We start from the raw sequence: 23,888 nt of genomic DNA, 5'->3' as shown, positions 1-23,888 counted from the left end.
GTGTGACATGTTTTATTTCAATTCAATTTTAAGAATTTGCTCAGTTTCTTCGGTTACCCTATAGCGGTTATCGGCTCTTCTGTTGATTATCCAAACAATATTGTCTTCTGAACATAACAATAACGTACTTTCTTTATCCAACAAGGATAATTTTTCATCTTTAAAATACTTGCTCACTTTCTTCCTGCCTCGCATTCCTAAAGGAAAGAACACATCTCCCACCTTCCATTGCCTTATAGATAAGGGAAATTTTAACAATGCTTTATCTACGTATATGGCCGCAGTGCTATTTACATCCATCTCTTGCACTTCAGTAAAACTCAATGTACCGAATGGTGTTTCGATGTCCTGGTGAATATTATCAATTTGAATATCCACCAATTCCCCAGGAACAATCTCGCTCAACAATAGTGTTTCTTGATGTTTAATCAATCGATGGGTATTAGATAAAATATATTTCCCAGACTGCGCATCGAGTAAATTTAAAGCGTCGTTCCATTCTGTAAACCCATAGTCCTTGAACGTTTCAAAAAGATAAGCTCTTGGGTTATTTTGCTTTTTGAACTCAGCAATATCGAACGTCATCTTATTGTCTTCTAAACTAATTATAGCTTTCTTAAAGAACTGTTCTAATTGGTCTTCAACAATATCGTTAGCGTCACTAAGATTATTAATTGTACTCTGAAAACTTTGAAGCAGACTTGGGTTAATCTCCTTTAAAATAGGAATAACCTCGTGCCGTAGTTTGTTTCTAAGATATTTTGTTGATGCATTGCTACTATCTACACGCCACTCTAACTTGTTCGCTTTGGCATAATCTACTATTTGTTCTCTGGAAAAAGGTAATAACGGGCGAACAAACCGGTTATTAATTTCAGGAATCCCAGTTAAACCATCCAATCCAGTGCCTCTTGAAAAGTTGATTAAAAACGTTTCTAGATTATCATCGGCATGATGGGCGGTTAGTATATAATCGAACTCCAATTGCTCAGCCAATTCATCAAACCACAAATAGCGCATTTCCCTTGCTGCCATTTGGATGGACATTTTGTATTCGTTGGCGTAAACTTCGGTATTAAAACTCTCTGAAAAGGCTTCAATATTTAAACTATCGGCCAATTGCATTACAAACGCTTCGTCTCCATCGCTTTCTTTTCCTCTGAGGTTGAAATTACAATGAGCCAAGGAAATATCCAGACCAAACTGATGACAAAGATGAACCAACACCACACTATCAACACCTCCAGAAATGGCAATGAGGAGGTTACTTTCTTTTAGGAAAGACAGATTATCATTTATGTGGATTTGGAAATTTTCTAGCACAATCAAAGTTAACTTTTATTTTACTCTCGTAAAAACTGCTTGAAGCTTAAATTCTGAAAAAACTAGATTTTAACTGAATCACCTTAAAGTAGTTATTATTCTCTCGCAAAGGCGCTGAGACGCAAAGGGTAAATCTTTGGTAAACCAACTATTACCAACTGAACACTGCCTTCTGAAGACTAATCTAATTTTCCAAAACCTCTCGCATGGCCTTGGCCTTGACTAAACATTCTTCGTATTCCCTTAGTGGATTGCTTTTAGCTGTTATGGCACTTCCAACCGAATAAGACACGTAGTTCTTGGTAGCATTATAAAGAATGGTCCTGATTACCACATTGAAATCGAAATCGCCGTTTGGTGTAAAATATCCAATAGCACCAGAATATATTCCTCTCTTGGTTTCCTCAAGGTTTTCAATAATATTCATCGCCGATATTTTAGGTGCTCCGGTCATGCTTCCCATAGGAAAGGTGCTTTTAATAACATCAACAGGGTTAGTGGTTGATTCTATTCGAGAGGCAACCGTAGATATCATTTGGTGCACCTGTTTAAACGTATATACCTTGCAAAGTTCTTCTACTTTAACACTTCCTTTTACGGCAGTTCTTGATAAATCGTTACGTACCAAATCAACAATCATGATATTTTCACTACGTTCTTTCTCGTCTTTCGATAAATCCTTCGATAATTTAATATCTTCTTCAGAATCCTCAGAACGTTTAGCTGTACCTTTTATAGGTTGGGATATAATAGTATTTCCTTGTTTTTTGAGGTATCGCTCCGGTGAAGCACTCATCACATATTTATCTCGAAACTTTACAAACGTAGCAAATGGTGGTGTTGAAATTTTATTAAGTTTAAAAAACGTATCCAAAGGGTTTATAGCGGTATGCTCTGCATAAAACTCCTGACAAAAATTAGCCTCGTAAATATCTCCACGGTGAATATGGTTCAGCATCGTATTCACCTTATCAAAATATTCATCTTTGTGAATTCTAAGTTTTATTTTAACATCATTTGAAAGATTGCCACGTTGTTCCTCCTCGCAATGAGTTATTGATTTTATATCATCTTCAAACTCATCAGATATGTAATTTAAATATTGAATCTCTATGGTTTCTCCTTTGAACAAAAACAGTTTTTTAGGTTGAAAGAAATGTAAATCTGGAAAACCCAAACCATCAAAATTCCCAGAAGTTAAATGCTCTACATTGTTTTTTAAATCGTAGGTTAAATAACCGAATATCCAATCTTTAGTTACCGACTGATATTCCTTTAATTTATCGAATGCTTGATGATAATCGGTCTGGATACTGGTAAACGCATCTACGGCTAAAACGGCGTCGTAGTTGGAATATTTTTGATGATAATTATTGGAATCCAACCACACCACTTCATCAAATTGTTGTGCCCAACGTAAGAGTTGTTCTTTAAAAGTACTAATGCTTTTTGGCGTATATGGAATAGTCGTTCTCAACAGGATTGCAAATTACCGAAATTTAATATTGATTTGAAAGCATGTAATTTTAGTCTAAACACAATTTTATTAATTTATCTTTGCCACATCTAAACTTTAAACGTGACTTTTCAAGATTTAAACCTTAATACCCCGCTATACAACGCCTTAGACGATTTGGGGTTTACCACTCCAACACCTATACAAGAACAATCTTTTAATGTGGTGAGCTCTGGAAGGGACGTTGTTGGTATTGCGCAAACCGGTACAGGTAAGACCTTTGCCTATATGTTACCTATTTTAAAAAACCTAAAGTTTTCAGAACAAGATAACCCTAGGGTATTGGTTTTAGTTCCAACACGCGAATTAGTGGTGCAGGTCGTTGAAGAAATTGAAAAGCTATCCAAATACATCAACAATAGGGTTTTAGGAGTTTATGGTGGTACAAACATCAATACCCAAAAACAGGCTATAGCACAAGGCTTAGATATATTGGTAGCAACTCCTGGTAGATTATACGACCTTGCTTTAAGCAGGGTATTACAATTAAAGTCCATTCAAAAATTGGTTATCGATGAAGTTGATGTGATGTTGGACCTAGGTTTTAGACACCAACTGATTAATATATTTGATTTACTTCCTGAACGAAGACAGAGTATTATGTTTTCTGCAACTATGACCCAAGATGTAGATATTCTAATCAATGAGTTTTTTAGGAACCCCATTCGCGTTTCTGTGGCTGTTTCTGGAACGCCTTTAGAGAACATAACACAGAATAGATACAACGTCCCAAATTTCTACACCAAAGTAAACTTGTTGGAGCACTTGCTAAGCCATACTCAAACGTTTAATAAAGTACTGATTTTTGTAGCTTTTAAACGTATGGCAGATAGACTTTTTGACCAATTGGACACCATGTTTAGAGATGAAGTTTGTGTTATTCACTCCAATAAAACGCAGAACTACAGATTAAGAAGTATTGAAGCCTTTGGTTCAGGTGAACATCGTATATTAATTGCTACCGATGTCATGGCACGTGGATTAGATATTGAAAATGTAAGTCATGTCATTAATTTTGACACCCCTGATTATCCAGAAAACTACATGCATCGTATTGGTAGAACCGGACGAGCTGAACGAAAAGGTGAATCTTTAGTGTTCTCTACCGAAAAGGAACAAGAGTACTTAGAGAAGATTGAGTCGTTAATGGGTATGAAAATCCCCGTGTTAAAATTACCAGAAACGGTAGAAATCTCCATTGAGCTTATTGAGGAAGAACGTACACAAATTAAGGAACGGCACAATCCTTTAAAACAGCGCGACGAAGATGCTCCAGGTCTAGCTTTTCATGAGAAGAAAGACAAAAACAAAAAAACAAATCAAGGAGGTTCTTACCGGAGGGAAATGGCAAAAAAATATAAAAAACCTAAAACTAGGGGTGATAAAAATGCGAACAAAAGACGTAAGAGAAGGTGATAATTTTTTAACAAAAAAAATCTAATAAATGAAAGTACAACTCTTAAGCATATCCATTTTTTGTTTTTTAACAAGTTTTAATTTAACCGCTAAATCAGAATATGATTGGGGATCAACAGGACACCGTGTTGTTGGAGAAATTGCTTCTAAACACCTAAAAACAAGAGCTAAACGAGCTATTAAAAAATTGCTCAAAAAAGAATCTTTGGCATTAGTTTCTACTTTTGCAGACGAAATTAAGTCAGACCCTAGATTCAACGAGTTTTACACTTGGCATTTTATAAACATGCCAATGGATGAAACTTACGACCCTTCTAAAAGACATCCTGATGGTGATTTGGTTAGTGGTATTGAAACATGTATTAAAGTTATAAAAAGTGAAACCTCTCCTAATGAAGACAAAGCATTCTATTTACGAATGTTAATACATTTAATTGGTGATTTACATCAACCCTTGCACATAGGCCTTAAAGAAGACAGAGGTGGAAATGACTTTAATGTTCAATGGTTCTACAAGGATTCTAACTTACATAGAGTTTGGGATACAGAAATGATTGACACTTACGGCATGACCTATACTGAACTAGCAAACAATGCTGGTTTTAAATCAAAGAAGGACATAAAAAAACTTCAAAAGGGAAGCATTATTGACTGGGTAAATGAAACCCACGAATTAACCAAGGAAGTTTATAATTCAGCAAAGTTTGGAGATAATTTAAGATACAATTATTCCTATCTACATTTCAAAAAAGTAAGATCTCAACTCTACATTGCCGGAATAAGGTTGGCTAAAGTGTTAAATGATTTGTTTTAAACAAAGGAACAGCTTTTGATAATTTAATCTCTGTCATTCCTGCGCAGGCAGGAATCCATTTTTAGCTCCTCAATATTTCCAATCTTTAGACAAGTCTTCCCAACTAGAATTATCTTCTTCTATTAGTTTAATTTTCCAAGCTCGTTTCCATTTCTTCATATTCTTTTCTCTTTTAATGGCATCGTTAATGTATTGATAAGTTTCAAAATACATCAGCTTATCTAAACCGTATTGTTTTGTAAATCCATCTACCAACTTATTTTTGTGCTCGAACATTCTACGTTCTAGATTATTGGTCACACCAATATATAATGTTCCATTTCGTTTGTTAGTGAGAATATACAAGTAGTATTGATGAATGGTTTTGAACATAATTTAGGTATGGTGACATTAGCATTGGATTCCTGCCCACGCAGGAATGACAGAGAATTTATAGTCAATAAACTCCTTAATTATCAAATTCAATTAGTAAATCACTAAGGTTTTCCTCCTGTAATCTGGTATTAATTTTCTCAGCGAAATCATAATCAGTTATCAAGTTAAATTTGGTTTCAGATCCCTCAAGCTCCTTTGCCATAAAATGTTTAACTCGACAAAAACTCTTTTTAGTCACTGCATCTTTATGTTGACATTTAACAATAAACAACATCAATAATTTTCAGAAAAAAATTTGTTTTTATCTGTATTTATTTTTTTGGATGTATTACCATATGTTTTACTTGATAAATCAGGAAAGAATGTTTCTTGAAAATGAATAACTTGAAAGGTATTAACAATCTTGTTGTATAAGAGAATCTTATCCTCAAATTTTAAATTAACCGCATATCTCTTTTCAAAATTTCTAAAGCTATATTTTATATTAAAAAAAGAGGAGTCTATTTCATTTTTTTCCAATCTTACATCTGAACTAAGAATATCAATCATAGCTTCATCTTGTTTAAATCTCATCTCTTCCAGTTCGACCAATTCGACTGATTTATTAACAGCTGATTTCAAAAGCTCAACTTGACTTGATACTGTATCTTTTACTTGCTTTAACAGGCTGTCAATTGAAACAATACTTTCTCCTGATTCCTCAACCGATTTAATGTTTTTTTCTAAGTCATCAATGATTGAATTTGTATTACTTAATAAAGTATCTGATTGAATAATAATTTGATTTGCCTTTTCCACTAAAGCATCACCTTCGTTAACTTCTATTATTACGTCTACGAGTGAAAAAACTGATAAAACAGCCAATACTGAAAGTACTACTCTTCTTCTACTTTTTTTAGCTACTCTATCTATTACCCTTAAATACTCATCAAAAAGTAGGAAAAGAGTAATTATTGTCATTATAAGTTTAATCCACATAATGTATGAATTTATAAATCTTTAAATGTAACTTTTTGACTACAAATCTTAAAACAAACTTATCAACAGTTATAAACAGAAAACGAGTAAGGATTCCTGCCTTCGCAGGAATGACAGTTCAGTTTAATCTTAGAGTATTATATTCATATTAAGAAACTTAAAAGGAAAATCTGATTTTAAATTTCAGAAAAAACAATATAGTCCTGTCATTCCTGCGCAGGCAGGAATCCAGAGCGTATTACTCTTTCGAGAAAAACACTTTTATAGATTTCAATACTTCACCTTCTAAAACGACGTCTTTTGAAGTAACAATTGCAAAAACAGAATCTTTTAAAGTAGTGCTTTCAGAAACAATATCGAATTGAAATTGAATTTTACTTACTGAATCTGATATCTTTTTGGGCCCTCCCATCTGATCAATATTTTCAATAGTGAAGCCACTACTCAAAACGCCCTTTATCAACGATTCCGAAGTATAATTTTCTAACTGGGAAATAATGGATTCCTCAAATTCTGGATGCTCAGCTTTTAACCTCAATAAATCAAAATACTCGGTTAGTTTTTGAATGGACAAAGCTTCATAGCTATTTATTTCTGAAGATTTAGAAACATCGTCTTCCATAAAAGTTTCTTCAACAACCTCATAGGCTTTATCATTTTTCATGGCTTGTTCCTTGCATGAAAGCATTAATAAAAGTACCAATGATATGTAAGCTAGTTTTTTCATTTGATTATAAATTTTAGCTTAACAATTTTTTCGTTTCGCATTGTTTTATTCAAAATCTTAACGCGTTTTAGACGCTGTGTAGGTATGGTCAACAATCTAATAAATTCGGCTTTTGAGTACATTTCAACTCCCATGTTACCATCAAATAATTGGTAAATTTTAGCATCTTCAGCTATTAAGTCATTAAGTTGAGATTTGTGTTTTTCCCAATCTTTAACATTTCCGTTAGAATAATAATGGAGCATTAGGGCATAATCATCTGATGATAACTTTACAGTTCGGTTAATATTAGAATCTATATACCGAACAATGGTATCTGTTTTATAAAATGGTGATTGCACCACAAATTTTAAATAGTCTTGTTTTGTTTTAAATGTAAAACAGCCAGAACTATCTGTTTTAAGATAGATAGGCGATTCATGGTCTTTTATTATTTTTATGTCTAATGGCTCATTAATAATAGGCGTGTTTCTGGTCTCATCTACAAAACAGAAACGAAACTCGTTTTCTTTATCCATTCCAAAATACAGGATTGCAAAAACTATAAAGGGAAATAACAAAAACAGATATCGCTTCTTAACGCTTTTTTTCTTCTTTGGTGTTTCTAGAGAGGTTTTAAAAGCATACCAGTTTTCGAATCCAACATAGCTAGCCAAAAGGTTGAGCATATCTATCCTGGGTAGCTTTTCTGATTCGTTTTTAAAATAAGTGTAAAACCATTTCTCACTCACTTTAGTCTTAACCTTTTCGAACAAGTCTTCTTGAAACAAAACGATGGTTTCACCATTCCAATCTTTTATAGATTCTGGTGCACCGTGTCTTTCTAAAAAGGCAGAAGCAACCGCCTTTTTTAATTTAAGAAAATAGTAAGTATCGTTTTTATCCAAATTCGTATATCACTGAAAAACAGTCTATTTACATATTGTAAATTAATTTACAAACGTTGTACAAACCTTTTACAACTCACACTAAACTTCATAATCTAGGTTTGTTACATAATTCTTAAAAATATAAAATTATGAACGCAAAACCATTAAAAACAAAATTTAAAATAGGACTTACACTGTTCACTTTCATTTTCATTTTTGCTTGTCAGAATTCAGCAAAGTTTGAAGATAATGTAGCTCTAGAAGAAGTGGACATCAAGGAAGAGTATGAATCAGTTTCAAGTGATGATTCCTATCAGACCTTAAAAGTTGGAACCTTTACAAACAAAACACCCAAGAATCTAAAAATCATAAAAACGGCTAAAGCCAAATACAAGGTAAAGGACGTACAAATTGCCACTCATAAAATAAAACAGGTGATAAGTCAATACGGCGCTTATATATCCGATATGCGCTTTGAAAACAACCTCTATCAAAAATCAAATAGATTTACCATTAAAATACCTCAAAAGTATTTTGATATTGCTATGGATTCTATTGGTAATTTTGCTGAATTTGTAGATTATGAAAATGTCACAACTCAAGATGTTACCGAAGAATATGTAGACCTTCAATCGCGTCTTAAGACCAAAATAGAAGTAAAGCAACGTATTGAATCCATTTTGAGAAAAAACGCCATAACTGTTGAAGATATATTGGCAACCGAAGATAAACTAAGAGTTATACAAGAGGAAATAGAAGTAGCTCAGGGTCGCTTAAAATATTTAAGTAACAAAGTGGCCTTTAGCACTATTCATATTGATTTATATGAAACTGTAGATTACAAAGAAGAACCAGTAGCATATAACAAAACTTTCTGGTCTAAAACCAAAAATGCACTTTCTAATGGTTGGGAACTTATTGAAAACTTGCTGCTAGGGTTACTTCACGTTTGGCCATTGTTTATACTGGCAGTTGTTTTGATAATCTATATTAGAAAACGTCTACGACATAAACGTTAATAACTAGCAAAAATCCCTTTCTTATCGGGAAAGGGATTTTATTTAAAAAATCTGCTCTTTTTCTCTAGAATTTTTGGCGCCCAAATTTTTATGGCATCGAATTTACCGGTATCATCAAAAGAACCAAAACCTATATAACCTGATTTAAAATGTGTATCTACTGCTGTCATGATAGGTTTTACCATGTCGTCAAAATAAATTTCTATAATCCCCTCTTCCACTTTACGAACTACCCTTACGGTATGCCATGAATCTACAGCTCCCCAGTTAGTACCATCGGTTCGTTGAGAAACGATACTTACTCTAGGTTCATCATTTACAATAAAAATGCTATTAGCATACGCATCAGACTTAGAGGCTATATGTGTATAATAAAAATTGGAAGGATTGTTTATTCCGAACATTAAACATAAATCCCTGTGTCCATACTCCCTACCGTTTTGGTTTAGTTTGATTTCCAAAACAAAATCACTCAAAATAACACCTTTTAATACCGCCATGTTAAATGGAGAGCGCACTATTGGCTCATATTCGCTTTTATCAAAAAGCTCAATACATTTGTTTCCTTTGTCTTCATTGATTTTCCATGCGGTTTCATCAGACATCTCAAAATCTGTTATTGCTTGGGGTTGTTCAAAATCTTGAGCATAAACCAACTTATAATCTTCCGGAATCTTGGCTTGAGCGTTTAGATTTAAATTTAAAACCAATAGTAGAGCAATTAGACAAATGAATTTCATAAAAAATATTTTTCCGAATTTATCACAAAAAAAAGCCCCTTCCAAATAAATGAAAGGGACCTTTAAGAGCGTTTCAAAATTACAGAACGTAACCAACCAAATTTTAACCCTAACTAAAAGTTAATCCTGTATTCTTACTCGACTCTCAACCAAATCTTTTATGGGAACAACCAATTTACCTGTTTTCGTTTTTAAGGTTAAACACATATTATCAATTGCTTCTATTTCGCCTCGTATATCGTTAAACTCTATCACTTGTCCTATTTCGTATGCTTTTCTAGCGTAAAACGTTTTTAATAATTCTGCTACAATCTTCTGGGCTCCTAAACCAAATGCTAGGGCAAAAGCCAGTAAAAATGCCGCTAAAATCATCGTGATATTACTTGTTATAATATCTGTATTTATACCTGCAACGTTTAGCGCAGTTATAGTGGTAAAAATGAAAATAATAAAGAATACGACCTGACTAATAATTTTAGCACCAGATAAATCCATAGATTCAAAAAAGGACTTCAAGCCCTTCTTTATGGCGTTAGCTATGATTAATCCTATTGTAAAAATCACTAAAGCTGCAAACAACTGGGGCAAATACCCTAATAGGTTACTTATCTGTTCAGAAATAATTGTTAAATCCAATATATCTGAAACCATAATGATAAGCATGATATACATCACCCATTTAACGAACTTAGATACAATTTTTATCGTATCGAAGTTTAGTTTCTTTCCTTCAATAATCTCTATTTCATTGAGCTTATCATCAAGTTTATTGGCTTTAGCGAGCTTTAATCCTTTACTAATTAAACGGACTAATAGTTTAGTGATCAACCAACCTACAAAAAGTATAATTAAGGCGCCTATAATACTTGGAAACACCTTGGTTATTTCAATCCACATAGCCTGTAGGGACTCTACAGCTATGTTTTTCCATTCCGTTGCTTTTTCCATTTTATTTGTTTTTAGTTAGGGTCGTTATTGTTTTTTTGGTCTCTTTGGTTAATAACCGATTCTATGATATCGCCTATATTATATGAAAAAAGGGCCGCTAACTCCATGAGTAACTTAGCCATAGCGATATCGCTCATCACTTTGGACTTTAGTTCCTTAGGAACTTCCTTAAGAGGCTTATTTACAAATTCAAATGGATTATCCATTACTTAAGGTTGTTATAAACGGTTATTAATTTATCTTTTGCACGCTTTATTCTCATTTTAACAGCGCTCTCTCCTATTGCTAATACACTTTCCAAATCTTTAATAGATAGTTGGTCTTGATATTTAAGCAATAGAATCATTTTTTCATCTGGCGAAATCTTTTCTAAAGCTACTTTAAGCTTATCTACCTTCATTGACAATAAACTGTTATCGTCTTCATCTTCAGAAAGGTTTTCAATATCTTTATAATCTACTGCTTTTTTCTGAAACTTTTTAGCAGTATTCCTAGTTACATAATTTACACAATGATTATAGGTAAACGCATATAACCAGGTTGAAAACTTCGATTTTGCCTTAAAACTTGCCAATTTAACAAAGAGCTTTAAAAAGACATCCTGTGCTAAATCTTTGGCCTCGTCTGTATCTTTGGCAAACCCCAGACATTTATTGTAAACAAGCATAGCATACCTATCATACAGCACCTCAAAAAGCAACGTATCGTTATTCTTTACGATTGCCTTCACGAGATCTTCATCGGGAAGCTTTTTAATGTTCTTTAGGGTTTCCAAGTTTAGCTTATCGCTATTAGTTTTTGATTAAGACCCATCGTTTTGTGATAGGTCACTAATTTTAAAAAATCATTAAGATATATTTCTTTAACCGGTTTTTAGGCAGTCAAATCTTTACCAATACTCGCTTGTTTTAGATTTCGAATACTGTATCAAGATTCCTTTTTACCGCCAAATATTTTTTTTCTGAAACCGCTAAAAAGAGCAACGGCACCAACGGCAATAAATTTCCAAAACTTTAAGATTAATGCAAAAAATCCGGCTTTAGCTAAAATCTTACCAGCAATAAGACCTCCTATACCATAGGCCGCTACCTTATCGATGTCTGGATTAAAATCTGAGTAGCGATTTCCGGCGGTAAATTCTACACTTTGCAGAATGTTATCTCGGTCTGTATTAAAGGCCTCTAACATCGTAATATCGCCTATCGCGTTTAGGTTTAAATATCCTTTTCGGCCTAATACCCTAATATTGTAGTTAAGCGTATTTACTTCGGTATTTTCGAATTTTAACTCTTTGGCCCAGTGTAGTTTTTTATTTTCTTGGTCATAGTAAGGCGAAGATGCCCAACCAACCAATTCTACGGTTTCATATCCTAATTTAATTCGTTCTTCATTGGCTGCATTGGTATCTTCTTGCATTTCTTCTAGTAAATCGTCATAGTCTAAATCTTCGGCATCTTCATCATCAATATACCCCTCTTCTGCATATTCAATCTCCACACAATAGGTGAAATTTTCATGCAGAGGCGTCATATCTTCAGGAAACAGCATACCCATAGTTTCGCTTGGTGGATTCCCCCATAAATCGGTCAATACCTTTTTACTTTGTTCACTATCTAAAAACTTAAAACCTTCTGGCACCTCAATTGTCGCTAAACCATCTCCTATGTCTATTGTTCCTGTTTTGTAGGTAAATGAATGGTCTAAGCTATCCATCATTTTTTGATAGGATTCTAAATTAATAGCTAGTGAGTCTTGTTCTTCTTGAGCATAGGTAAAAATAGAAGTAAAGAAAAACAGGGAAAGGAAAAGATTTCGCATAAAAGTTTGAATTAGTTGGTTAGTAAGACATGTTAAAAAAGCCTCACTCAAACCTACGAATTTTCTTCATAATAAGACAAATTACCATGAAGTTTCCAGTACTCAAAAACTACGCAAACTACTTTTTATAATACTTAACATAGCCCCTATAACTAAAGAACCCTAATATGGCAACAAAACCTATTGCAATAGCAATACTCTTAAAGCTATCTAGTTGCTGTCCCGATTGATAGGAGTGTAAGCCAGACAAATAGAAATTCACCCCAAAATAAGTGAAAATGATAAACGATATGGCTATTACAGAACATAGGTTAAATAACCAACGCCCACGTAATCCTGGAATTAATCGCATATGGATGACAAACGCATATATCATAATACTAATAAGCGCCCAGGTTTCTTTTGGGTCCCAACCCCAATAGCGGCCCCAACTTTCATTGGCCCACATTCCTCCCAAAAAGTTTCCTATGGTAAGCATAACCAAACCAACAGTGAGTGCCATTTCGTTAATTATGGTTAGTTCTTTAATATTCAAATCCATTTTGGTTCGGTTTTTTGATGTTGTTACGGCCATAAGAAACAATGATACTACACCCAAAACCATACCTAGGGTAAAGGGACCGTAACTTGCAACAATAACAGCAACGTGAATCATAAGCCAATAACTATTTAATACGGGTTGTAAATTCCCAATTGAAGGATCCATCCATTGCCAGTGCGCAATCATTAACAGCATAGACGTTACAAAAGCTGCCGCTGCCACAGTTAAATCTGAACCTCGTCGATTTAATATTCCAAAAATTGGTGAGGCTACACTCGCTGCAGCAGGAACTATATCATCTAAACTTGCCTTTTTTTGCTTTTTACTAATACCGGTAATTAAGCCGAATAACATTGTAGACCAGGCTACGTAAATCATAGACTCGTAGGCATCACTCCACGGGGCATGCCCAGAAACGTACCAACGCATTATTAAACCTCCTAAATGCAATAAGAACAAACCAACAATAATCCATTTGAAAACAGAAATGACTTTACTGAGCACCATGCTTTTGTCTTTAAAGATTTGAACTATTAATAATATAAACATCAAACTACCTGCATACATGTACCAGCTAAATAGTTTCTTGAAAATATCGTACTTGTTATACAATACCTCTGCATGTATTTTTTCGTCGGTAAGCATAACTTCGCTTCCATACTTATGCTGTGTTTTCTTGAAAGCCGCCAACAACTTCTCTGCATCTGAAAAGTCGCCGTTACGTTTAGCCTCGTTGAGTTTCACTAAATAGGCCGTAAATCCATTTTTTATAAAGCTACCGTAAAGTGAGTCTTGAATTTCATATTGCCCCATCCTGTAATCGTAAGATGAAATCCAAGTATTCTTGGAATCATTAGGAACCGGAAACAACTTTAAGGATGTGCCCTCAATGGTGTTGAACAATAAATTAACACGTTTGTGCGCTTCCTGAATTTCTTTCTGGTAACCATTTGGTGTATTTGTACTAAAGGCATCTTCTAAATAAGGTTGTAGCTTATAGTTACCACGGTCCGTAAAAAAATCTGCCAAGGTTACATACTTATCATCTACACTTGTGTTGATTATGTTCCTGATTGTATCGGCTTTTTTCTTAGCGAGATAAATAACCGGAACATTATACCAAAGTTTTGGACTCTCCTGCATAGATAGAAACACCTGATGCGCATCGAAATCTTCATAAGTATCGTGTTTACTCAATTTCCTAAGCATTTCTGAAGCGTAGGTACTTACTGGTTTCATACGGCCATCAAGGTCCTGTATTACCAAATGCGCAAACTTTTCAGCATGATCTTTGGGCGTAATATTGGCCGTTAGAATAGAATCTATTTGTGCTTTGGTTAATTTTGCTGGCGCTGTGGCGTGTGCTTCATGGTTATGACCATCGCTATGCGAATGTTGTTGTGAAAATCCTGTTAGCGACATCCCAAGCAACAGTATTGTTAGAAGCTTAGATTTCTTTTCCTTGACTTTTTTAAGTTGCTTTCTTAAATCTGAAAATCTGGTGCCTTTAACAAGCAAAATTGCCATTAAGCCAAAGTAAAGCATGAAATACCCAATGTAAGTAATCAAAGTTCCCCAATAATCATGGTTTACAGATAAAATGGTACCGCTCTCGTCTGGAAAAAAACTAGATTGAAAAAATCGGTATCCACGATGATCTAAAATATTGTTCATGAAAATCCTATAGTCAAAACTGCCTTCCTGTTCATCTATCACGGTAACCTCACTGGCGTAAGCTGAATTAATATCAGACCCCGGAAATTTATCGGCTTGAAAATCGTTGAGTTTAATGCTAAACGGCAATTCTAAAACCTTCGCGCCATATTTAAAGGCAAAGTCCAGACCGCCAATATTAATTTGTTTGAAAGGTTTGTTCATACCTTGTCCGCCAAGTATACCAACACGCTTTGTTTCTCCTCCTGTAGTAACCTTGAGTACAATACCATCTTCGTCGTTTTTTAGCACTTGAGATTTCTGAACCACATCAAAAACACCTTTAACTACAGGCTTTGGAAATACCATTTGCATATTTCCAATTCTGTATAGCGATCGTAACTTTAAAGGTTGTAAACTATCTTTTATTAGCAAGCCTTGTTTTTGGGTAGCCATAGTCATGTAAGTGCCTTCAAATGGAGAATCGATAGCTAACGAATCGCCTTGAAACAATATATTAACCGCACCTTTAGCTGGGTTATTTAATGTAAAAATAACATTATGGATACTGGCTTGCTCACCTACTTTTAAAAAGTGATTATGCGGACTGCCGCCACCAGATTCAACAATTTTCAAGTAAGACTCACCGTTCTCGTTAGGAATAATATCCTCTTCGGCACCAACCACAAATTTCTCTAGTTCTATAGCAATGGGTTGGGTATCATATTTGGTTTCAACGTTAAATGTATTATCCAGTCGCTTTGAAAAATCGACTTCATATTCTAATGGTAAACGCTGTTGAACACCGTTAATTTGATAATCACCATCTACATAGGCCGTTATGTAGTTTTTTCTGGAGAGAAAAACGTTTTCTGTGCCCCCTTCTGGGATAGACATCATCCCCTCAAAACCAATGTACCGTGTTACAAATGCCCCAATAAAAATAAAGATGAAAGCCACGTGCAATATCAAGGTGGCCCATTTTTCCTTTTTGTATAATCTGTATCTAAAAATATTTCCACAAAAATTAACAACAAACAGCCCCATTATGGCTTCGAACCACCATGCATTATAAATTATATTTCTGGTGTATGCTGTAGGTGAGGTATCTGCATTGGCATCGGCGAAAGTGCCCCAAATCATTGCCGCAGCAAAAACTATAAATAAAATACCTGTAAGACGTGTAGAAAAGAGAATTTTGGCGAGTGTTTTTTGCATAATACAAACCTTTTTTAAGGTCGTGCAAATTTACGGATTTAAGTTCATTTTATAATGTTAAAGTTTATATAAAGACAGGCGACCAGTGACTAAAATAGAAGCATCTATGCAAACTTTCATATCTCGCTACGACATAAAAACGTAGAGGTTTCAAATCTCAATCTAATTGCTTTCCTTTTTGGCTCAAAAAACAACAAAGCTATTTGAGAAACCCATACGTGCGATATGGCAATGTAGTTCTTTAGAATATGGATTCCTACCTCCGTAGGAATGACAAAGAGACAACAACTAAACCTTCGAGTGACTCCTATAAAGTGGAACACGACTGACTAAACCTGTCTTGCTTCAAAAATTTTTAAAAAAAGAAACGTTCCCATTTTCTGGGCGCGCCGTTTAGCATTCATAGCATATTGACCTTCAAAATGCTCATCTATGGTTTCGAACCATAAATTTAGCCAGTGTCCAAAATGCTCTTGGGTTATTGTATTATTGTTAACCTCATCGACTTTAACATGAACCTTCAGAGGGTCTCCGTAATACCGCGTTTGTAAAAACAGACTAGATTCCCAAAAATTGGTTAAGTTTTCGATATGGGCATCCCAATCATTAATAGCCTGTTTAAAAAATGGTCCTAAAAACTCATGCTTTTTAACCTTATCGTAAAAAGAAGAGACCAAGACAAAAACATCTTCTCTATTTTGTATATCTGGTTTACTCATAACAAATGCAAAGATAAAACTTCAATGACTCATTCCTTTAATTCTATAAAAAGCCCATTGGATATGTAAGAATATTAACTATTTTTAACCAAATAGATATAGTGTATATAAACACGATTGTGTTAATATACACGTTACCCAAAATTTAAGAGCAACATTGAGAAAAAGAAAAATAATAGGAATTCATTTTTTGATTTTCATCTGTTTAACAACAGTTATGATTTTATCAGCTGAACCTTTGCTAAAGAAATTTGCTTCGGGAATTCATAATGTTGGAATGTGGCTGAATTTGATAATTTTTGGAGCAATCGGAATTCTGATTTTAACCGCCATTTCGTGTCTGATTTTCCTAAAAAAACGAACTGAATGAAAGAACGTCCGATTTTGATTTCAGCAATAATTTTGACATTGATAATTGAAATAATTTTAATGATTTTAGTTTATAATAAAGTTGGAGAAGAAAGACTTCCTTCACAACTTGGAAGACTGACTATACAGTTGATTTTAATAAGTTGGGTTTTATCCAGTAAATCTAACACTGGACTATTTTTATTAGCTGGATACCATATTATTTCTGGGATTTTCAGACTGAATTCCAAAGGCTCGACAGAATTACTTGGACAAATATTAATAGGTTTTCATACTGCAATCGGAATAGCAATTTACTTTCACGATTGGATTGAAAATAAAATAGGAATAAAAAAAACGTTGGGTGAAAATGTATAACAGCAATTACGGGGATTCGACTACATTCAAATCCACTCACAATTACGAGCATCATTAACCTAAAAATATTTATTAATACTCATACAAAACTATTAAGCATCATTCAATCACGATATGAATCAAAAACACCTTTTATTAGCCTTAACCCTTTTCATAAATATCTCAATTTTTGGACAAAATGGAGAAGTTCTTGAAAATCAAATCATTCAAAGTGAAGTTCTAAATAAAGAGGTTAAATACAATATATATTTACCACCCAATTATGATACTGTAAAAGCATACCCTACTATTTATTTCTTGCATGGATTTGGTGGTAATAATAATAGTCCTCATTCCAAAGGCATTATCAAAGACATTGATTCTTTAATTACAAAGGGGCGTTTTCCTGAAACAATTATAGTTTGTCCAAATGCAGGAAAATCTTGGTATATCGATGACTATGCAGGTAAGGAGAAATACGCATCAATGTTTACTTCCGAATTTATTCCTGAAATGAAAAAACGATACGCATTGACCAAATCCACTCAGAAAACCGTTGTGATGGGATCATCAATGGGAGGATTTGGAGCATTACGATTTACCATGATAAACCCAGAAGAGTTTAGAATTTGCGTAAGCTTCATGGGAGCAATAAGCACAAAAAAACAAATGGTTGAAGATTTAGAGAAATATTATCAACGCTTTCATGCGCATTTGTACGGAGAAAACTTGAGCCCAGAAGAAAGAACAAATGAAGTTTATGTCAATAACAACGCGCTGTATATTGCCGAAAAGGTAGATGTAGAAATTCTTAAAAGCAAAAAGTGGTATATCCAAACCTGCGATGACGATTTCCACTCACTTCCTAATGCTGAATTGCATATACTATTTCATGAAAAGGATATTAAACATGAATTTAGGGTTACCAATGGAAAGCATAACAAAACATGTATCGATAATTCAATTCCAGATGCATTGGAGTTCTTAAAAAACAATTTGACTGAAGGGAAATAGCGGTAAGAAACTTTAACCGCAGTACTAAACAGACATATATTAACTTTTAACAATTAACAAACGGTTACATTAACCGTTGTATTTAATTATGACCCGTCCTGAATAAAGGCTACATAATCTTAAACAATTATGTACAAAAATGACAAAGTAATTAGACGGTATTCAGAATCTTTTAAACTCAAAATTTTAGACGAACTTACCACCGGAAAACTAAACAAGTATCAATTAGGCAAGGCTTACGGCATCAACTCTTCTACCATTAACGAATGGATCAAGAAGTACAACCGTAAGGACTTAATGAACACACGAGTAACCGTGAAAACAAAAGACGAGATAACACGTATCAAACAGCTTCAAAAAGAGATTGAACAGCTCAAGAAACTCTTATTGAAAAAGGATATGGATGCGCTTGTAGATGAATCCTATCTTGAAGTAGCCGCAGAACAGTTAGGCTACAAATCTGTCCTCGAGCTAAAAAAAAAGCTAAATATCAAGCCCTGATAAAGGCCAGGGAAAAGTCTAGGGGATTTGCTTCTTTAGCTACTGTTTGCAGCTTCTTCGGTCTTAAACGCGATGCATACTACAAGTATAAACGTAGAGCAGACAAGCGATTACAGATTGAACAGAAAACCATTCAGATAGTCAAGCAGAGACGTAAATCCCTGCCTAGAGAAGGCACCAGAAAGCTTATTAAGTCTCTAGATAACAACTTTAAGCAAGCTGGCTTAAATGTCGGTAGAGACACCTTGTTTAACATCTTAAGAAAACACAATATGCTGATTCACAGAAAGAAAGCACATCATAAAACCACAAACTCATTCCACAGGTTCTACAAGTACAAGAACATCATCAAGGATTTGGAAATAAAGGAACCAAACCAAGTTTGGGTAAGCGATATAACCTACATCAGAACTATCAATGGCTTCTCCTACCTTGCCCTCATTACAGATATGTACAGCCGTAAGATAGTAGGATATGACCTTAGTGACAGCCTTGAGCTGGCAGGCTGTGTAAGGGCTCTTCAAAAAGCCCTGAAACAGTCTGGTAAGCGTACGCCTCAAGTACACCACTCTGACCGTGGAATCCAATATTGCAGTAACCTTTACACTAACATTCTAAGAAATAAAAACATCAAAATCAGTATGACCGAAGACAATCATTGCTACGAAAACGCACTTGCAGAACGTGTAAACGGCATCCTTAAAGACGAGTTCTATCTCGACCAGACCTTTGACAGCCTGAAACACGCTAAGCGTGCAGCAAAAAATGCTATCAACTTATACAACTCTATAAGATTACATTTATCTTTAGATTTTAAAACACCTGAAATGGTATATACAAATGCAGCGTAAAATCAATTATTAACCTGTAGCCATATTTCAGGACGTGACATTATGACAAAAACTTCGCTAAATATATTACTTATTACTATTATTATGCTAGCTTCAACATCTTGTAAAAAAGAATTGGACACTTTATTAGAACTAGAAGCTGACTATAAGGTAATTGATTTAGAATACGGATTTGACGATTATATGAGAAATATTAGAGATAAATCCGACCAATTAATAATTAAACAGAGGAATATCGTTTTAATTGATGTTGACAAAAATGGCGAAACGACAATTGAGAACAATATTGTTCCAGATAGCCTAATACTATCTGAATTCAAAAAATATATAATACCAAACACAGCGGACGAAAAAATGCCAATGACGACCGAGAAGAGTTTTCAGTATTCTGGAAAGGTCCTTACTCAAAAATATATTACTATCCTCGCGAAATATAACAGAGAATTAAGCTATGAAAAGTATCAAAACATTCGGAACAAATTTTATTTAGCTTACTATGAAGTTCGTAATGAATTCTCACTACTGAAATTTAATAAAAGTCTAACGGAATTACTAAAATCAGACGAACCGGAGGATCTAATGAAATGGCGAGAAATAACACAAATATTTCCAATCCGATATATGGAATCACTTAATTATAAATAACAACAGGAAACAAAGCATTAAATCAACAAGTCTTCTAAAATAGATTTACACAACAAACAGGGCGCTACACATTTCTTCTCATATCAAAATCTGTTTAACAGTTGTTTTGTTCTCGAATAAATTGAATTGTAACCCAACTTAAATAACAATCTATTCTCCAATCCATCTGCCCTAATTCACTTATAACTTTTCATTAAAAACTAAGTATTAAAACTTCCCTATTTCAAAGTTTTCATATCCTTTAACTGTTGAATATATTAAATCATCCCACCTTCAACATCGCATACTTTAGGGTTGTTTCAAACGAAAAGAAACCTTGTAAATCTTAAATTTTTCATTCAATATTTTTAAAAATAAAATGAAATTATTTCTTACTTAAACACAATAAATACACATTTAAACGATATTTTTTGCATTTCATAGAATATATACCTACTTTTGTTTGTAATTAGTCCCCAAACTAAAATTAACCACTTATGAACAAGGTACGTTCCCTTACTAGGTATCACTTACTGTGTCTTTTCATATTCACTTATGCAAACCTATTAGGTCTAAACGCATTAGACTCTGATGACACATGGATTAATAATTCCAAGAAAAGCTTCTGCTCAGAGGACACAAAACATAAAACTTTTGAATCAGCTGCTACAATTACAGAAACAAAATTTGCGGTATCCTTTAACGGTGAGAACCAATATTTAGATGCTGGAAATGTAAACGGTTTAATAAATACCAGTTATACCATTAGCGCTTGGATTAAAAGAAACACAAATAATAATGAGTTAGATATAATTTCTAAAAATAACGGCGACTATGGTTATGCCTTGCGAATAAGTAACAGTAACAAACTGAACTTTGTATGGAGAAATAAAGGAGATGACTGTTATAGTAGCTTAATCGCACCTTCTGAAATTTCTGAAAACGTTTGGCATCATGTAGCTGTAACCTTTAACAGAAATACTAACGCATTAAGCTTATTTATTAACGGTGAACTAAAAGCACAGGACCAAATACAAAAACCAATACTAGTAGAAACAAATGCCCATTTTCTGATTGGGGCATCCCATGACTTAAAAAATAAAAACTGTTTTAACGGAAGTATCGATGAAGTTAGAATTTGGAACTTAGACCTTAAAGCGGAGCAAATACGATATATCATGAATCAAGAAATAGAGGCATGCTCGTCTGTCGTTAATGGTAAAATATTGCCTTTTCAAACAACAAAAAACGAAATAGCCTCCATATCTTGGGAACATTTAATTAGTTATTACTCCATGAACACATTGGTTCTTGGAAAAGTAAAAGACGAATCTAATAATGGTCATAACGCTTCTTTGGTAAATATTGACCATTTAGAGAACCAAACGGCGCCACTACCCTACAAGACAATTGAAAATGGAGATTGGAACAATCCCAATACCTGGCTTAACGGTAATATACAGTGTCTTCCGGGAAAGTCATGGAATACAGAAAGCACGGATGCTATAGGTTTTAATATTGTGGAAATAAATAACAATATTAACCTAAAAACCAATAAAAGTGTGTTAGGCCTTATAATAAATAAAGGGCGTTTAAACATTGGAGACACCACAGAAGGTGCAAACAATACCAAAATAAATGTTTCCCATTATTTAAAACTTGATGGAATCATTAACTTGAAGGGAAAATCGGAGTTAGTCCAAGGTGCTCAGAGCGATTTTGAAAGCACTAGTAACAGTGCCATGGAAATAAATTTACAAGGTACCAGTAACACTTTTACCTACAATTATTGGTCTTCCCCTGTCTCTGTTACCAGTAATTCCAGCCATACAGCGAGTAGCGTTATAACCAACGTAGGTTTTATTACTTCTGGATATAATGGTACAGCATCTCCTATACAAAATGCAGATTATTGGATTTGGAAATATGCTCATGATACTAAAAACAATCAATCGCAATGGCAGCATATTAGAAGTACAGGACCCATTCAACCTGGCGAAGGTTTTACAATGAAAGGCCCCGGTACATCTAACCCTTATCAAGATTATACGTTTTCTGGACAGCCCAATAATGGAGATATCAACCTAAGCATTGCAAAAGATAACGACTATTTAATTGGCAATCCCTATCCTTCGGTTATCGATGCCAATACATTTTTAAAAGATAACCTCAGTACTACAGAAGGTGGCAACAACACCAATGGCAACATCATTAATGGTGCACTATATTTTTTCGACCATTTTATGTTAAACACACACTTACCTGGAGAATACCAGGGAGGTTATGGTATGTACACATTAATGGGTAGTACACAAGCAATAAATAAAAACACCAGAATAAATTTTGAAGGGTCGCCAAACTTAAAAACACCGGGAAGATTTATCCCTATTGGCCAAGGTTTTTTTGTATCGTCTAAGCTAAAAAAAGATACCGATGAAAATACTTTAAGCCCCAAAATACCTCAAGAAGTTTCTGGAGGTGCAATTCTTTTTCAGAACAATCAACGAAGTCTGAGCAGTACTATTGAAGATAATAGAGAAAAGATTAAGCTTATTTTCGATTCTCCTAATGGTTATTACAGACAACTGTTGGTAGGTGTAGATGAAAAAGCATCGAATAACTTCGATATAGGTTATGACGGCGTGCTTATCGAAGACAATAACGAGGATGCGTTCTGGGTAATGGACTCCGAGAAATTGATAATTCAAGCCGTGAACAATTTTAGCACTAACCAAATTTTACCTTTAGGCCTAAAAATTTCAAAACAGGGTAACGGAGTTTTTAAAATTGATAATTTATCTAACATACCCAACAATCTTGATGTACTGATTCATGATAAAGAATTAAAAGAATATCATAGTCTCAGAGAAGGGCTTTATACCGTAAACCTTTCACCAGGAGAATATTTAAATCGTTTTGAAATAACTTTTAAAATAAGTTCTCAACCCTTCGAAAATGAAGAAACTGAAAGTGACAACCAAGACACTTCAGAAAATGATACAACAGAAGATAGCGATGATGAAGTTGTTGACGATAATACTGAAAATGATGAAGCCGAGAACAACACAGACGAAACATCTGATAATGATAACAACACTGAAGAAGAAGGTAATAATGACCCCGAAGACTCTAACGATACAACAAACGAAGAGGACAATAACGATACCACTGAAGATAATTCAAGAGATGATGAAACTATCGCTGAGGATATAGATAACAACAGTGAAGACAATACCGAAAACAAAGTAGAGACCTATTATTCCAATAATAAAACAAGTGTAATAATAGAGAACCCTGGACTGAAGTATATTGACAATATAAGATTAGTAAATATATTGGGGCAAACTATTTATGAATTCAGCTTAAACAATAATATGTCGTTTTTAGAACTAAAAACACGACACCTCAATACCGGAAACTATATATTACAACTTACCACAAAAGATGAAATAATAACCAAAAAGGTGCTTATTAAATAAACCTATTGCTATAAATTTTGAATTTTAAAAAGAAGCTAAA

General features: G+C 34.1%; 23 protein-coding genes. 9 read left to right on the top strand and 14 right to left on the bottom strand.

The window, feature by feature from the left end:
* Window positions 1-12: 12 nt before the first annotated feature.
* Together tilS and pabB are read right to left on the bottom strand one after the other, a co-directional pair.
* Window positions 13-1,323, bottom strand: a complete 1,311-nt coding sequence (tilS, locus tag M0214_RS11025; RefSeq protein ID WP_248724955.1) for a tRNA lysidine(34) synthetase TilS — start codon at window positions 1,321-1,323, stop codon at window positions 13-15.
* 184 nt (window positions 1,324-1,507) lie between these two features.
* Window positions 1,508-2,800, bottom strand: a complete 1,293-nt coding sequence (gene pabB / locus M0214_RS11020) for an aminodeoxychorismate synthase component I (protein ID WP_248722615.1) — start codon at window positions 2,798-2,800, stop codon at window positions 1,508-1,510.
* Window positions 2,801-2,902: 102 nt separating this feature from the next.
* On the opposite strand from pabB, the gene M0214_RS11015 reads away from it, so the two are divergent.
* Window positions 2,903-4,255 carry a DEAD/DEAH box helicase gene (locus M0214_RS11015; RefSeq protein WP_248722614.1) on the top strand — a complete coding sequence of 451 codons (1,353 nt, stop codon included), beginning with the start codon at window positions 2,903-2,905 and terminating at the stop codon, window positions 4,253-4,255.
* 28 nt (window positions 4,256-4,283) lie between these two features.
* On the top strand, window positions 4,284-5,069 hold the full coding sequence (locus M0214_RS11010; protein ID WP_248722613.1) for a S1/P1 nuclease: 786 nt from the start codon (window positions 4,284-4,286) through the stop codon (window positions 5,067-5,069).
* Window positions 5,070-5,138: 69 nt separating this feature from the next.
* On the opposite strand, the gene M0214_RS11005 is transcribed toward M0214_RS11010, so the two are convergent.
* The 5 genes from M0214_RS11005 to M0214_RS10990 form a co-directional block, all read right to left on the bottom strand.
* Complete coding sequence (locus M0214_RS11005) at window positions 5,139-5,441, bottom strand: GIY-YIG nuclease family protein (RefSeq protein ID WP_248722612.1); 303 nt, start codon at window positions 5,439-5,441, stop codon at window positions 5,139-5,141.
* A 76-nt stretch (window positions 5,442-5,517) separates the two neighbouring features.
* The gene (locus tag M0214_RS15315) at window positions 5,518-5,646 is read right to left on the bottom strand and encodes a hypothetical protein (protein ID WP_256467925.1); all 129 of its coding nucleotides are present in this window, start codon (window positions 5,644-5,646) and stop codon (window positions 5,518-5,520) included.
* A gap of 71 nt (window positions 5,647-5,717) precedes the next feature.
* On the bottom strand, window positions 5,718-6,404 hold the full coding sequence (locus tag M0214_RS11000; RefSeq protein WP_248722611.1) for a hypothetical protein: 687 nt from the start codon (window positions 6,402-6,404) through the stop codon (window positions 5,718-5,720).
* Between the two features lie 256 nt (window positions 6,405-6,660).
* A complete protein-coding gene (locus tag M0214_RS10995; protein ID WP_248722610.1) occupies window positions 6,661-7,149 on the bottom strand; it encodes a hypothetical protein in 489 nt (162 codons plus the stop codon).
* Window positions 7,146-8,036, bottom strand: a complete 891-nt coding sequence (locus M0214_RS10990) for a hypothetical protein (RefSeq protein WP_248722609.1) — start codon at window positions 8,034-8,036, stop codon at window positions 7,146-7,148. The genes M0214_RS10995 and M0214_RS10990 overlap by 4 nt, the downstream gene beginning before the upstream one ends.
* A 131-nt stretch (window positions 8,037-8,167) precedes the next feature.
* On the opposite strand from M0214_RS10990, the gene M0214_RS10985 reads away from it, so the two are divergent.
* Window positions 8,168-9,037 (top strand): DUF4349 domain-containing protein, encoded by an 870-nt coding sequence (locus M0214_RS10985; RefSeq protein ID WP_248722608.1) that lies wholly within the window; start codon window positions 8,168-8,170, stop codon window positions 9,035-9,037.
* Between the two features lie 38 nt (window positions 9,038-9,075).
* On the opposite strand, the gene M0214_RS10980 is transcribed toward M0214_RS10985, so the two are convergent.
* The 7 genes from M0214_RS10980 to M0214_RS10950 all read right to left on the bottom strand — a co-directional run bounded on the left by M0214_RS10980 (window position 9,076) and on the right by M0214_RS10950 (window position 16,674).
* Window positions 9,076-9,777 carry a hypothetical protein gene (locus tag M0214_RS10980; protein ID WP_248722607.1) on the bottom strand — a complete coding sequence of 234 codons (702 nt, stop codon included), beginning with the start codon at window positions 9,775-9,777 and terminating at the stop codon, window positions 9,076-9,078.
* Window positions 9,778-9,897: 120 nt separating this feature from the next.
* Window positions 9,898-10,725 (bottom strand): mechanosensitive ion channel domain-containing protein, encoded by an 828-nt coding sequence (locus M0214_RS10975; RefSeq protein WP_248722606.1) that lies wholly within the window; start codon window positions 10,723-10,725, stop codon window positions 9,898-9,900.
* An 11-nt stretch (window positions 10,726-10,736) separates the two neighbouring features.
* The gene (locus tag M0214_RS10970) at window positions 10,737-10,931 is read right to left on the bottom strand and encodes a hypothetical protein (RefSeq protein ID WP_248722605.1); all 195 of its coding nucleotides are present in this window, start codon (window positions 10,929-10,931) and stop codon (window positions 10,737-10,739) included.
* The gene (locus M0214_RS10965; RefSeq protein ID WP_248722604.1) at window positions 10,931-11,500 is read right to left on the bottom strand and encodes an RNA polymerase sigma factor; all 570 of its coding nucleotides are present in this window, start codon (window positions 11,498-11,500) and stop codon (window positions 10,931-10,933) included. Before M0214_RS10965 ends, M0214_RS10970 begins: the two co-directional genes overlap by 1 nt.
* Window positions 11,501-11,652: 152 nt before the next feature.
* On the bottom strand, window positions 11,653-12,543 hold the full coding sequence (locus tag M0214_RS10960; RefSeq protein WP_248722603.1) for a DUF2167 domain-containing protein: 891 nt from the start codon (window positions 12,541-12,543) through the stop codon (window positions 11,653-11,655).
* A gap of 118 nt (window positions 12,544-12,661) precedes the next feature.
* The gene (gene ccsA / locus M0214_RS10955) at window positions 12,662-15,955 is read right to left on the bottom strand and encodes a cytochrome c biogenesis protein (RefSeq protein ID WP_248722602.1); all 3,294 of its coding nucleotides are present in this window, start codon (window positions 15,953-15,955) and stop codon (window positions 12,662-12,664) included.
* 329 nt (window positions 15,956-16,284) lie between these two features.
* Entirely contained in the window at window positions 16,285-16,674 is a 390-nt protein-coding gene (locus M0214_RS10950) for a group III truncated hemoglobin (protein WP_248722601.1), read from the bottom strand.
* 366 nt (window positions 16,675-17,040) lie between these two features.
* Between M0214_RS10950 and M0214_RS10945 the strand changes: the two genes are divergently transcribed.
* The 6 genes from M0214_RS10945 (at window position 17,041) to M0214_RS10920 (ending at window position 23,848) form a co-directional block, all read left to right on the top strand.
* Window positions 17,041-17,400, top strand: coding sequence for a hypothetical protein (locus M0214_RS10945; RefSeq protein ID WP_248722600.1), 360 nt, complete (start codon window positions 17,041-17,043; stop codon window positions 17,398-17,400).
* 114 nt (window positions 17,401-17,514) lie between these two features.
* Window positions 17,515-18,393 (top strand): esterase family protein, encoded by an 879-nt coding sequence (locus tag M0214_RS10940; protein ID WP_248722599.1) that lies wholly within the window; start codon window positions 17,515-17,517, stop codon window positions 18,391-18,393.
* A gap of 129 nt (window positions 18,394-18,522) precedes the next feature.
* On the top strand, window positions 18,523-18,894 hold the full coding sequence (locus M0214_RS10935) for a transposase (RefSeq protein ID WP_248722598.1): 372 nt from the start codon (window positions 18,523-18,525) through the stop codon (window positions 18,892-18,894).
* Window positions 18,852-19,745 carry an IS3 family transposase gene (locus tag M0214_RS10930; protein ID WP_371873555.1) on the top strand — a complete coding sequence of 298 codons (894 nt, stop codon included), beginning with the start codon at window positions 18,852-18,854 and terminating at the stop codon, window positions 19,743-19,745. The genes M0214_RS10935 and M0214_RS10930 overlap by 43 nt, the downstream gene beginning before the upstream one ends.
* A 42-nt stretch (window positions 19,746-19,787) precedes the next feature.
* Window positions 19,788-20,390: a hypothetical protein gene (locus M0214_RS10925; RefSeq protein WP_248722597.1), complete on the top strand. Its 603-nt coding sequence runs from the start codon at window positions 19,788-19,790 to the stop codon at window positions 20,388-20,390.
* A 476-nt stretch (window positions 20,391-20,866) separates the two neighbouring features.
* The gene (locus tag M0214_RS10920; RefSeq protein WP_248722596.1) at window positions 20,867-23,848 is read left to right on the top strand and encodes a LamG-like jellyroll fold domain-containing protein; all 2,982 of its coding nucleotides are present in this window, start codon (window positions 20,867-20,869) and stop codon (window positions 23,846-23,848) included.
* The last annotated feature ends 40 nt before the right edge of the window (window positions 23,849-23,888 follow it).

The sequence above is a fragment of the Seonamhaeicola sp. ML3 genome, from assembly GCF_023273855.1.
GTDB lineage: Bacteria > Bacteroidota > Bacteroidia > Flavobacteriales > Flavobacteriaceae > Seonamhaeicola.
This window is presented reverse-complemented; position numbering and strand designations above follow the sequence as displayed.